General features: G+C 38.1%; 9 protein-coding genes and 3 tRNA genes. 7 read left to right on the plus strand and 5 right to left on the minus strand.

The features are described from left to right. Positions 1–46: 46 nt before the first annotated feature. From GJU39_RS17690 to GJU39_RS17710, 5 genes are all read right to left on the minus strand, one after another. On the minus strand, positions 47–940 hold the full coding sequence (locus GJU39_RS17690) for a hypothetical protein (RefSeq protein WP_154282329.1): 894 nt from the start codon (positions 938–940) through the stop codon (positions 47–49). Between the two features lie 3 nt (positions 941–943). Continuing rightward, the gene (locus GJU39_RS17695; protein ID WP_154282330.1) at positions 944–2,119 is read right to left on the minus strand and encodes an acetyl-CoA C-acyltransferase; all 1,176 of its coding nucleotides are present in this window, start codon (positions 2,117–2,119) and stop codon (positions 944–946) included. A gap of 159 nt (positions 2,120–2,278) precedes the next feature. Beyond that, positions 2,279–2,446, minus strand: a complete 168-nt coding sequence (locus GJU39_RS17700; protein ID WP_154282331.1) for an Arc family DNA binding domain-containing protein — start codon at positions 2,444–2,446, stop codon at positions 2,279–2,281. Continuing rightward, entirely contained in the window at positions 2,430–2,969 is a 540-nt protein-coding gene (locus tag GJU39_RS17705) for a hypothetical protein (protein WP_154282332.1), read from the minus strand. Before GJU39_RS17705 ends, GJU39_RS17700 begins: the two co-directional genes overlap by 17 nt. Position 2,970: 1 nt before the next feature. After that, on the minus strand, positions 2,971–3,828 hold the full coding sequence (locus GJU39_RS17710; RefSeq protein WP_154282333.1) for an SPFH domain-containing protein: 858 nt from the start codon (positions 3,826–3,828) through the stop codon (positions 2,971–2,973). Between the two features lie 118 nt (positions 3,829–3,946). Between GJU39_RS17710 and GJU39_RS17715 the strand changes: the two genes are divergently transcribed. The 7 genes from GJU39_RS17715 to GJU39_RS17745 all read left to right on the plus strand — a co-directional run bounded on the left by GJU39_RS17715 (position 3,947) and on the right by GJU39_RS17745 (position 12,537). Further along, complete coding sequence (locus GJU39_RS17715; RefSeq protein ID WP_379103285.1) at positions 3,947–6,025, plus strand: HD family phosphohydrolase; 2,079 nt, start codon at positions 3,947–3,949, stop codon at positions 6,023–6,025. Positions 6,026–6,108: 83 nt separating this feature from the next. Beyond that, positions 6,109–6,195 (plus strand) — tRNA-Ser (locus tag GJU39_RS17720). A gap of 100 nt (positions 6,196–6,295) precedes the next feature. Next, positions 6,296–6,369, plus strand: a tRNA-Pro gene (locus GJU39_RS17725). Between the two features lie 54 nt (positions 6,370–6,423). Continuing rightward, positions 6,424–6,497: transfer RNA gene (locus GJU39_RS17730), tRNA-Pro, on the plus strand. Positions 6,498–7,183: 686 nt separating this feature from the next. Further along, positions 7,184–9,394 carry a peptidase domain-containing ABC transporter gene (locus GJU39_RS17735; protein ID WP_154282334.1) on the plus strand — a complete coding sequence of 737 codons (2,211 nt, stop codon included), beginning with the start codon at positions 7,184–7,186 and terminating at the stop codon, positions 9,392–9,394. Positions 9,395–9,403: 9 nt separating this feature from the next. Beyond that, positions 9,404–10,711 (plus strand): HlyD family efflux transporter periplasmic adaptor subunit, encoded by a 1,308-nt coding sequence (locus GJU39_RS17740; RefSeq protein WP_154282335.1) that lies wholly within the window; start codon positions 9,404–9,406, stop codon positions 10,709–10,711. A gap of 239 nt (positions 10,712–10,950) precedes the next feature. Beyond that, positions 10,951–12,537 carry a thioredoxin domain-containing protein gene (locus GJU39_RS17745; protein WP_154282336.1) on the plus strand — a complete coding sequence of 529 codons (1,587 nt, stop codon included), beginning with the start codon at positions 10,951–10,953 and terminating at the stop codon, positions 12,535–12,537. Positions 12,538–12,714 lie beyond the last annotated feature (177 nt).

Here is a 12,714-nt window from a genome sequence, read left to right on the forward strand (position 1 = left end):
TTTAAAGTTATAGGGAAGGTATTGAAGATGTTAAGATTTGCCGGAATCAGAACTTTCGAATGGGTTTTATATTCTTCTTTGGATCAGCATATAGCTCATCCGTTGCGGTGGGATCATTGTTCAGTTCCAGGCCTTCCTGCAATCTTAGCCGGCCACCAATAATCTTGAAACCATCGAAGGTGCCATCAGAACCATAAAACTCATACCTGCCGAGCATTTCAGAATCAAAAGGTGCAAGGTGATCGAAAACAATCATTCCGGCTTTTTGATCAACCCGCAATGTCATTGCATTGGATTTAGTGTATTCGAAGATTACGCGGTTTTTACCTTTCAGTTCTTTCCCATCAAATACCGGAGCACCGAACTTCGGCTGATCCTGGTTAAATGAAAGAATGTCTATGATCTTTTTGGTGGTGGTTTGCGTATTTCCTTTCCAGCCAAGCAATATATAGTAAGGCAGGCGACCGCTACTACTTACCGGCACAATGTCGTAATAACGTGCACCAAACCATTTCTGATTGTCGGTAATGGCGTTTGCATCTGAGATGTTATCGGTTTGATCAATTAGCGGGTGCAGTTTCAAAGGGCCATTACCGGTATTTATTTGGATGGTGCCAAAATAACGGTAAGTTCCATTTTCCTGCTGTATGTACCAGCTTAAAATTCTGAATGCTTTATCTGGCGATTTAATTACGGAAACATTTTTTAAAGAATCGAAAGGGTAGGCAAAAGAATTAGGTGTCTTTAACGCTTCTACCAAAGTCTTCACAAACCGGCCATTAACTTCTGCTTTCTTCGCATCTGTTTCTGCTGCTATGGCAGATGTAGAAATTTTGATGAGCGAATCCTGAAAAATGTTAAGATTGTTTTTGCTTTGCTGCGCCATGGTGTTAAGACGTAGCAAAGCAAAAATGAAAAGAATATAATATTTGATCTTCATCTACTAAATTTTCTCAATAACCAGGGCGCTGGCCCCGCCGCCGCCATTACAAATGCCCGCAACTCCAATCTTGCCGTTATTTTGTTCCAGTACTGAAAGTAAAGTTACCACAATTCTGGCTCCTGATGCACCCAGCGGATGGCCCAGTGAAACGGCACCACCATTTACATTTACCTGGTTCTCTTTTAAGTTCAGTTTTTGATTATTCGCAATGGAAACTACAGAAAAAGCTTCATTAATTTCGAAGAAATCAACATCATTAATATCAATATTCGCTTTTTGTAATGCTAGAGGAATGGCCTTGGATGGGGTAGTGGTGAACCATTCTGGTGCCTGCTGGGCATCTGCAAAGCCTAAAATTTTAGCGAGCGGCTTTATTCCCAATTCCTTTGCTTTATCTGCGCTCATTAATACAAGTGCAGCTGCACCATCATTTAACGTAGAGGCGTTGGCGGCAGTAACGGTTCCATCTTTCTTAAATACTGGTTTTAAAGATGGAATTTTATCAAACTTTACTGCAGTAGGCTCATCATCTGTATCCACTAGTGTAACTTCACCTTTTCTGTCTTTCACTTCAACGGCAATAATCTCACCGGAGAATTTGCCGTTTATTTGTGCGTTTTGCGCTCTTTTATATGATTCGATAGCAAAATTATCCTGCTCTTCGCGACTAATATTGCATTCGCTTGCGCAAAGTTCTGCGGCTGAACCCATGTGGTAATCGTTATAAACATCCCAAAGGCCATCTTTCACCAGGCCGTCCGTAAGCTGGCCATGGCCAAGGCGATAACCATTCCGGGCTTTATCCAGATAAAAAGGCACATTACTCATGCTTTCCATTCCACCGGCAACAATAATGTCCTGATCGCCATTGGAGATACTTTGAGCCGCAAGCATAATTGCTTTAGCGCCCGATGCACAAACTTTATTAATCGTGGTAGCTGGCAGATCTGGTAAGCCTGCCAGTTTTGCAGCCTGGGTTGCTGGTGCCTGACCTAAATTAGCTGACAATACATTTCCCATATATACTTCCTGAATTTGTTCTGGAGCCAAACCCGCTTTTTCTATTGCAGCTTTGATGGCAAAACCACCTAATTGCGGTGCAGAAAATTGAGCTAGCGAGCCGCCAAAACTGCCAATAGGGGTTCTTACAGCGGATACAATTACAACTTCTTTCATGAATTAAATTTTTTATGAATTTTTTGGTTAGGCCGCTAAGTTATGCATTTTTTAAGATCACAATGCCGAAATACTCGTCATTTTAACGTGAATTTAGCGTATCAAAGCAGTTGCCAACAAAACAAGAAAGACAGCCCAACGATACGGGATAATGTATTTTCATTCCTCTTTGGGTTTGTTTTTTTTTCTTGATTTGAGTGCCTGGTTCAACAGAAACTCTATTTGTCCGTTCGTACTTCTGAACTCATCGGCTGCCCAGGTTTCAACTTCTTTTAACAAAGCAGGACTGATCCGTAATACAAAAGCTTTTTTATCTTTCTCCGCCATTCTCTTGTATTGCCTGTATTTTAAACCTTGTTTTTATATTGATGAGGAAGGTCTCCATTTCTTCCACTTTATTGGTGCTGAAAAGTAGCTTTTTCCCATTCTTAAATTCGAATTGCAAACCCCGGTTTCCGTCGTTTAATACGTAGGCTTTGTCATTCGTTTTAAACCATAAGCGGCTTTTTACCCCATAGCCTCCATATTCAGAAAAGGCATCGTATGCGCTGAGGTATGCTTTTTCTATGTTTTCCCACTGTTGAGTTTTATATTTAAGCTGCAATGGAAAATACCGGTAAGCCATACCGTGCTGATTTATCTTTAGGGTTAGTGTGCTTTTTTCAATCAGGAAAATAATTAAGAAAGGTGAAAATAAGGCGAGGAGCGGTGAAAAGTACATGTCTTTGAGCTCTTCCAGGTTAAGTCCACCCTTACTGAGAAAAATAATGGCTAATGCAGGTAGGATGCTTACCCCGGTAATAAGGTATAGCCACCAGATTTTTAGGCCTTGTTTTTCCTCGAATTCCATTTTAATTGTATAATGTGCCGGTATTTACAACTGGTTGTACGTGCCTGTCGCCACAAAGCACCACTAATAAATTGCTTACCATTGCTGCCTTACGTTCTTCATCGAGTTCTACAATTCCTTTTTGCGATAATTTCTCGAGCGCCATTTCTACCATTCCAACAGCACCTTCCACAATAAGTTTACGGGCGGCAATTACGGCGGTGGCTTGCTGGCGCTGCAACATGGCACTGGCAATTTTCGGCGCATAAGCCAGGTGAGAAATTCTTGCTTCTAAAACATCAATCCCTGCCCTCGAAAGGCGTTCGTTCAATTCTTTTTCTAAAATTTCACTTACCTGTTCTGCACCATCTTTAAGTGTGATGCTGGTTTCTTCGCCTTCAGAATGATCATAAGGAAAAATATTAGCCAGGTGCCTAACTGCGGCTTCGCTTTGGATATTTACATATTGCATGTAGTTCTCCACTGAAAATACGGCTTTCGCAGTTTCGTTCACTTTCCACACCACAACGGCGGCAATTTCAATCGGGTTTCCCAGCTTGTCATTCACTTTTAACTGTTGCCCGTTTAGGTTATTCGCTTTTAAAGAAAGCCTTCTTTTAGTGGTGAGTGGGTTTACCCAGAAAAAACCATCTGCCTTTACGGTGCCAATGTATTTCCCAAATAAAGTTAATACCATAGATTGGTTGGGATTGATAATGAGAAAACCGGGGAAGATCAGGAACAGGTCTACAGCTAATATAATGCCCCCTGTCAGAAATAATTCGTTAACAAAGCAAATTATAGATCCGGCTAATAATAATAGCGAAAGTACAAATGTTAAATAGCCTGATGGCGGACTGATAATTTTTTCCTGATACATAGTTGATATTAATTTGATATCATAAAGTAAATTATAAAATCTCGTAATCGCAAACAAAATCAGTAAAATGTATATTAGATAAAAATGTTATTTTTGACAATATAATAATCTATTCGTTTTGGCTAAAATCAAGAAAAATTCACACAAAATCCTTTACCGCAAATATTCGTCGAACCTGAAATATGTGATGATGGTATTTACGGTTTTCGTTATTACGTTATTCTTACCCAAACAGCCCCGGTTTAGATATGAGTTTGAAAAGGGAAAAGTATGGATGAATAAGGATTTGATCTCTCCCTTTAGCTTTGCTATTTTAAAAACAAATCCACAGGTAAATACCGATAAAAAGAATGCGCTTAAAGATGTTTTACCTGTTTATCAGTACGATGCGTCGGTGAGCAGCAATTCGCTGGAAGCCTATACCAATGAGTTCGACATTAAATGGAAATCAAAGCAGCTGGATGAAAAAGACAAGTTAAAGTTCAAAACAGAATCTTACAGATTACTCAGCAATATCTATCAGCGGGGCATTATCGGTTTAAATGCCAAGCAGCAGACGAATGGTAAAAACTATGATTTTTCGCTCATGGAAAACAATGTAGCCAATCAGAAAAATACCCAGGATGTTTTTACTACCGAAACCGCGTTGCTTCATTTTAAAGCCAATTTTAAGTCGCCAAACCAGGTAATGGTAGATTTGATTGCCAACCTGGCGGAAGATCACATTACTCCAAATATTATATTCGATGAGCGCCTGACGCAGATTATTCAGCAAAACACGGTAGATAATATTTCTACCACTAAAGGGATGGTGCAGAAAGGCGAGCTGATTGTATCTAAGAATGATGTAATTGACGATGAGATTTACCAGAAACTGGAATCTTATAAGGCTACATATGACGCTCAAACCAAAACCATCGGCAGCAGGGCATTGGTTTACTTAGGTCAGGTGGTGCTTGTGAGTTTTATGTTAACGATCTTAATGTCCTTTCTATTCCTGTTCCGGAAGGATATTTTTTCAGATAACCGGCAGCTTTCATTAATTCTTATTGTTACTACCGGAATGTTGCTGGCGCTTACCTGGGCGATTAAAATTGAAATTCCAAGTTTATATTATATTCCATTTTGTGTCGTCCCCATAATCATCAGAATCCTGTTTGATACCAGGCTGGCACTCTATCTTCACTTACTGGTGATATTAATTGCCGGTTTCTTTGTGGCGAATAGTTTTGAATTTGTGTTCTATCAGGTTACTGCAGGGATGGTAGCGATTTTTAGCATTAAAAACTTTGTTAAACGCGAACGATTCCTGGTTTCGGCGCTATTTATCCTGATGGCCTACTTCGTGTCTTTTGTAGGGATAGCCTTGCTGAGGGAAGGTTCGTTTCGTGAAATTGAGTGGGTAAATTTTATTCCATTTATATTTAGTGTGCTGCTTTCGCTTCTCGCTTACCCTTTAATTTATTTGTTTGAACGCATTTTCGGCATCACATCTGATGTAGCCTTGATTGAACTAACCAATACCAATAATAAGCTGCTCCGTGAGCTGGCTTTTAAAGCCCCGGGTACATTTCAGCACTCTTTACAAGTGGCGAACCTGGCAGAAGCTGCAATATTTAAGATTGGTGGTAATTCTGTATTGGTGAGGGCAGGAGCACTTTATCATGATATCGGAAAGGTTGATAATCCGCAATATTTCATCGAGAATCAGAATACGGCTGTTAGTCCGCATGATAAATTGCCTTATGAGCAAAGTGCACAGATTATTATTCAGCATGTACATAAGGGAATTGAGATTCTTCGGAAGAATTTAATTCCCGAAGCCATTATTGATTTCATCAGAACGCACCATGGCAATACCCGAGTAGATTATTTTTATCAGTCGTTTTTGAAAAATTCTCCGGAGAAGTTTGTAGATGAAAACATTTTCCGCTACCCGGGGCCGATTCCTTTCAGCAAGGAAACTGGGGTGTTAATGTTGGCAGATTCTGTTGAAGCAGCCTCAAGAAGTCTGAAAAATCCCGATGCGCAGAACATAAATGACATCGTTGAACGGATAATTAATTACAAATTGGAGCAAAATCAATTAGATAACTGCGATTTAACATTAAAAGATATTGAAACTATCAAATTGATATTCAAGACGATGCTGATGAGTATCTATCACGTGCGAATAGATTATCAACAAATTTTGTAATTTTTTTTTGTTGGATAACTTGTTTTACTATATTTGCAGACCTCAAAACAACGCCGGTAGGGCGAAAAACAGGGGGTTGAAAAGGAGAGGTGCCTGAGTGGCCGAAAGGAACAGTTTGCTAAACTGTCGTACTGGTAACGGTACCGCGGGTTCGAATCCCGCCCTCTCCGCAGAAAATAAAAATTTGCAAAAATAGATGGAATTATCAATTTAAAACTGTTACTTTGCAATCCCTTCGAAAAAGGGAATTAAAAAAGAAGATACCAAGTTCGGGATGTAGCGTAGCCCGGTATCGCGCCTGCTTTGGGAGCAGGAGGTCGTAGGTTCGAATCCTGCCATCCCGACAAAAAGTTCAATCCACTTTTAAAACAGGATTAAAAATAGGTGATACCAAAGTTCGGGATGTAGCGTAGCCCGGTATCGCGCCTGCTTTGGGAGCAGGAGGTCGTAGGTTCGAATCCTGCCATCCCGACACCAATTGAAGTAAACTTCAGCAAAAACCCTTAAGTCGGAAGATTTAAGGGTTTTTTGTTTTCCAAAAGATTCCTAAAAGCGGTTATTTCGGATTTTAATGCAGCTTTTTTTTAACATTTCATAATTGTTAAATAACAAAGTTGTAAGAATGAAAGCGCTGATTTATTAAAAAGAGTGAAAGATGTTCTTCATCGAAGTGTTTTATTAGATTTTCAAAGAAAAATGCTTTACGAAAAGTCTATTGGCAAAATTTTAATCTAACGTGAATTTGCTCCTAAAGGGATAGGCTAAATTACGAAGAAAGGGGGAAGCAAGGATCATCGACTAAAAATTCAAATTAAATGAAGATTATAATTTGATTGCTTTAATTAAGGTTCTCCTATTTGAAATTTAATATCTAGAATTTTAACTATTCTATGTAGAAATTAAACCTCCCTATATAAACATCTCCTGCTTAACAGGAACAATTATTAATTTTATTTTTAGCAGCACTTTAAATTTGATATAGTTAATGGTTACTTGTTTAAAGTATTCAAGGGATGTGACTGCATCGCTTTCAGGCAGGCGGAACTGGATGGACTTATATATTGATTTAAGTGAGCCTTCTAAACAGATATTAAACTCATGCTATATCTAGATCTCGCGTTTATTCCATGATAATATTGAGATGTTAACAAAAATAAATTGAAAAAAATAGTTTTTTATAAACAACCCGATCAGATGGATTGTGGTCCGACCTGCCTGCGAATGGTTGCGAAGCATTATGGTAAGAATCTTAGCCTGCAGAAACTCCGAGAGATTTCTGGTATAAATAGAGAGGGCGTTTCTTTACTGGGAATTAGCGAAGCTGCTGAAAAAGTAGGATTTCGAACTTCTGCAGTCCAGCTTGGTTTAGACATCTTAAATGAAATCGATCTTCCCGTAATTATTCACTGGAATCAAAATCATTTTGTTGTTTTGTATAGGATCCAAAAAAAATATCTGTTTTATAAAAAGAAACTTACCTATATCATCGCAGATCCTGGTAAAGGAATAATGAAATATGATAAAGCCGGATTTTCTAAATATTGGTTGAGCTCATCCCGTGATGGTGACAGGCATGGCATCGCTTTAATTCTGGAGCCGACACCAGATTTCTATCAGCAAGAAGGGGACCCTAACGGCGGGCTCAGTCTGCAGTATTTATTTGGTTATTTGCGAACCTACAAAGGCTTGATATTTCAGTTACTTATAGGCTTGGGGGTGGGTAGTTTACTTCAAATGATACTGCCCTTTCTAACACAGAGCATTGTAGATATTGGTATAAGTACCCGTAACCTAGGTTTTGTGTATGTTATTCTAATCGCTCAGACGATGCTATTTGTAGGACGAATTGGAGTAGAGTTTATCCGCAGTTGGATACTTTTGCATATAAGTTCCAGAATAAATATTTCAATCTTAACCGATTTTATCATTAAGCTTATGAAGCTGCCTATGAGTTTTTTTGACACGAAAATGACTGGTGATATAATGCAGCGGATGAATGACCAAAGCCGTATTCAAGGTTTTTTGACTGGATCAACGCTCAACATATTGTTCTCCTTGTTTAATTTGATAATATTTTCGATAATCCTATCATGGTATGATCTTTCGCTATTTATTATTTTTTTGATCAGTAGTTTATTATATGGGCTTTGGGTGGGTTATTTTTTCACAAAGAGGCGTGAGCTTGACTTTAAGAAATTTGATATTGCCGCTAAGAATCAGAGTGTGGTGGTTCAGCTCATAAGTGGAATGCAGGAGATAAAACTAAGTAACAGCGAACAACAGAAACGCTGGGAATGGGAAAGTATACAGGCTAATCTTTTCCAATTCAATATCAAAAGTTTATCACTTACTCAGCTTCAACAAACAGGGGCATTTTTTATTAATGAAGGTAAGAACATCCTGATCACCTTTATGGTTGCCAAAGCTGTTATTGAGGGACAGCTTACTCTTGGAGGAATGATGGCTATTCAATACATAATTGGACAGTTAAATAGTCCCATTGAACAGTTACTAACTTTTCTTCAACAACTACAAGATGCGAAAATAAGTTTGGAACGCCTAAATGAGATTCACGAAATGGAAGATGAGGAGCCTGTTGGAAAGGAATTGATCAGGGAACTACCATGGGATCATACGATTAAATTGCAAAATGTCTCGTTTTTGTATCCTGGCGCTGGGAACCATCCTGTATTAAATAATATTACGCTCGAAATTCCTCAGGGAAAGACTACGGCCATCGTTGGATCGAGTGGAAGTGGCAAAACAACAATATTAAAATTGCTACTGCGTTTTTACGCTCCTCAGAATGGTAAACTGACTGTTGGCGCGTCACCACTCGATCATATTGGGTACAAGGCATGGCGTGCTAATTGTGGTATCGTTATGCAGGAAGGCTTTATATTTTCAGATACTATTGCGAAGAATATTGCAGTTGGTGAAGATTATCCAAACATAATAAAGCTTAATCATGCTGTAAAGATGGCTAACCTAAATGAATTCATCGAAGTGCTGCCACTAGGATTAAACACAAAAGTTGGTCAAGAAGGTAATGGAATTAGTCAAGGACAGAAACAACGTATACTAATTGCCAGAGCAATCTACAAAGATCCAGCTTATATATTTTTCGATGAAGCGACAAATGCGTTGGATGCAAATAATGAAAGTGTGATAATGAAAAATTTAGAATCTTTTTTTCCTGGCAAAACGGTAGTGGTAGTTGCCCATAGGCTTAGCACTGTGAAGAATGCGGATAACATAGTTGTTCTTGATAAAGGTATTATTATAGAACAAGGATCTCATGCAGAACTTACCCTTCAGAAAGGAATGTATTACCAATTGGTAAAGAATCAATTAGAATTAGGGAATTAATCCATTGGGATGAAAGAAACAGAAGAACATCATGAAGAAAAATTCTTTCATGAAGCAATGGCAAGTGATGAGGTTCGGGAAATCATAACAGCTATACCGAGCTGGATAATTAGATGGGGTATCATGTTGATATTTTTAATTTTAGTTGGCATTGTGATGGGGTCAGCATTTATAGAATACCCTGATGTGGTTAAAACAAACTTGAAAGTCAATAGTACGAACTCACCAAAAGCAGTTCTGTCGGAACGGGCTGGTAAATTAATTAGAATTTTGGTTGTTGATGGACAGATAGTAACACCTGGACAGCCATTGGCTTATTTAGAAAGCGTTGCAGATCATCGCAATGTCCTAGAGCTCAAAAAGTGGTTGAAAAAATTACAATCCTTTGAGCCTACAAAAGATTTTACTATAAAACCACTTCCTGCTAATTTAGTTTTAGGCGAATTACAAGCTAGTTTTCAAAGTTTCTATCAGCAGTATCTTCAATATCTGTCTACAAGAAGTGATGGCTATTATGTTAATAAGCTTGTGTTTTTAGGAAAAGACCTGCGTGATATTGATCGATTACGTGAACAAATATTTAAGCAAAAAAAAATTCAGCAGCAGGAATACTCAAATCAAGAAGCAGAATATAATGCTTATCAAAAATTATATAAAAATAATGTAATTTCGAGAAGTGAGTTTATTCAGCAGCAAAATAAATACCTTTCCTCTCAATATCCCTTACAACAAACTGAGACCGCATTACTTAATAACATTACCAGCTATAACGCAAAAGACAAAGAACTTTTGGACCTTAAGCATACCATAAAAGAGGAGCAGGGAAAGTTTACGCAAAGCTTGAATAAGTGTCTTACCGATATTGACTCGTGGCTTTTGCAGAATGTACTCAGTGCGACAGTAGGGGGCAAACTGACTTTTGCTGGTATACTTCAGCCCAATCAATACCTCACGCAAAATCAGGAAGTATTTATAATTAACCCCGGAAATGCAGATTTTTTTGGCGAAGTGCAAATTCCTCAATATAACATGGGTAAAGTGCGATTAAGGGAGAGGGTTTTGATCAAGCTACATAGTTACCCATTCGAGCAATATGGAATGATAAGCGGAAAATTAACCTATATCTCCGATGTAGCCTATCGTGATAGTGTATTCATTGCTAAAGTGAGCTTTGAAAAAGTTCCCAGGTTCGATAAGAATTATGGCATAGTGCTAAAAAATGGTATGCTTGCTGATGCGGAGATTATTACTGAGGAAAGCTCGCTATTGCGGCGTTTCTTTAGAAATTTTATTAAGATTTTCAAAAAGCATCAATAAATAATCAACGCTATTAGATATAAATCAATTTGTTGAAAATGTTTCAATAAGGTTAGCATCAGTTTTGACCATAAATGCTAATACATAACCTATTTATACTTATCCATGCTCAGTGAGTTTTTTATAAAGAATATTTGGGTTTCTGTGTAATGGAACACAGAAATTTCATATATAAAACCTTATTTGCATTTCTAAGATAGAGTAAAAGTCCTAGGTAACATTTAACATCTAATATTATAATGAATCTTTTTAAGCCGGTTAGGCACAATATCGAAAGTATCACTCTACAATTGCTATCTGCCTTATCCGTAAATGTGACTAAATCGCAAGTGAAGAGCTGCCTCCATGAACATCCCGGATACCCTAGCCTCCTTTCTCTTAGTGATTGCCTAAGTGAGTGGAATTTAGATAACCAAGGCTATTTTATAAGCAAAGTTAACTATGACGTTGAAGATCTGCTGTTCCCATTTATAGCACACTTAAAGGAAGATGGTGGTCATTTCATTTTAGTACACTCTATTAATGACAGTCAGGTTCGCTATTCGGATGAAATCAATCGTGCAGGCATGATGAGTGAGAAAGATTTCTTAGATCGTTGGGGTGGAGTGGCACAGCATGCTGAAGTTACGAAGCAAAGCGGACAAAAGGATTACGTTAGTGCTTTAGTGGGAGAAACACTAAAAAAGATGGTAATACCACTGATAATAATACTGTTCCTACTCTCTATTTCCATTCAAGGTCATCAAATGAGCTGGCCTATTTTCAAATGGCTAATGATGACTGCAAAGATTTCTGGAGTTGCGGTAACAATTTTACTATTAATTCAGATGTTTGATCCAAAAAATGGTTTTATAAACAAGATTTGTGGTTTAGGCGGGAGTTCAGAATGTTCAAACTTAATAACATCCAAGGCCTCTAAAATTACTACCTGGCTGAGCTGGAGTGAAATTGGTTTTTTATATTTTTCTGGAACTGCCCTGGCCATATTGATTGCAACTAATCCTATGGGTATTTTGGCTTGGATAAATGTATTTTGTCTTCCTTACACCATATACTCACTTACTTATCAATATCTGTCTCGCAAATGGTGTGCCTTATGCTGTCTAGTTCAGCTAATCATCCTAACCGAATTTGTTCTAAATATTGTATATGCCTCATTCAGCTTCGAATCCAGCTTTCAATTATTTTGGCAGATGTTTATAGTATTTCTAATTCCCCTTTTAATTTGGGGATTAGCGAAGCCATTATTATTTAAGTCTTCTCAATTTGAAAGTGTCAAGACAAAATTAAATAGCTTTCGATATAATGGGGTATTATTTAGAAAGGCTTTGACTAGCTCAGCGTGTTTTGCGGTTCCAGATAATCTGACACCAGTAATATTAGGAAACCCCAATGGAAAAACTGTAATTACAGTTGTTAGCAGTCCCTACTGTGATCCATGTGGTGAGGCTCATGACATTTTGGAAAAGTTTATTCGAGCGAACGAGGATTTGCAGGTTAGGATTTTATTTAAAACTGCTGGGAGAGGGGATGAGAAAAAGTTGGTATTCGCAAAGCATATTTACACAATCGCGCTTTCTGAAACAGATATCTCGACATCTAATGCAATCCACGAGTGGTATACTCAAGAACTAAAAAACTTTGACAAATGGGCAAGGCTTTATCCCGCTGGGAACGTGCTGGATTTGGATAGTTTAATATCTGTACAGCGTGAGTGGTGTGATCTGGCAGACGTTAGGTTCACTCCAACTATTCTAATTAATGGATATAAGTTGCCTGAACCATACTCCCTAGAGGATATTAAATATTTCTCGCACTTGATATAAATGCAAATTAAGGCAAAAAAGAAATTGTACAATACCGGATTCGATTAGGTTGCAAACTGTCTGTCCAAAAACGAAGTACCCGCGTATTCAGGGGCCATATTGCATATACCAATAAATTTGACCCCCTTTCGCCAATTTTAAATTGACCCCCAGAGTTGTTGCTTGAAAAAAGCAGAA

Source organism: Pedobacter petrophilus, from assembly GCF_009674725.1.
Taxonomy (GTDB): Bacteria; Bacteroidota; Bacteroidia; order Sphingobacteriales; family Sphingobacteriaceae; genus Pedobacter; species Pedobacter petrophilus.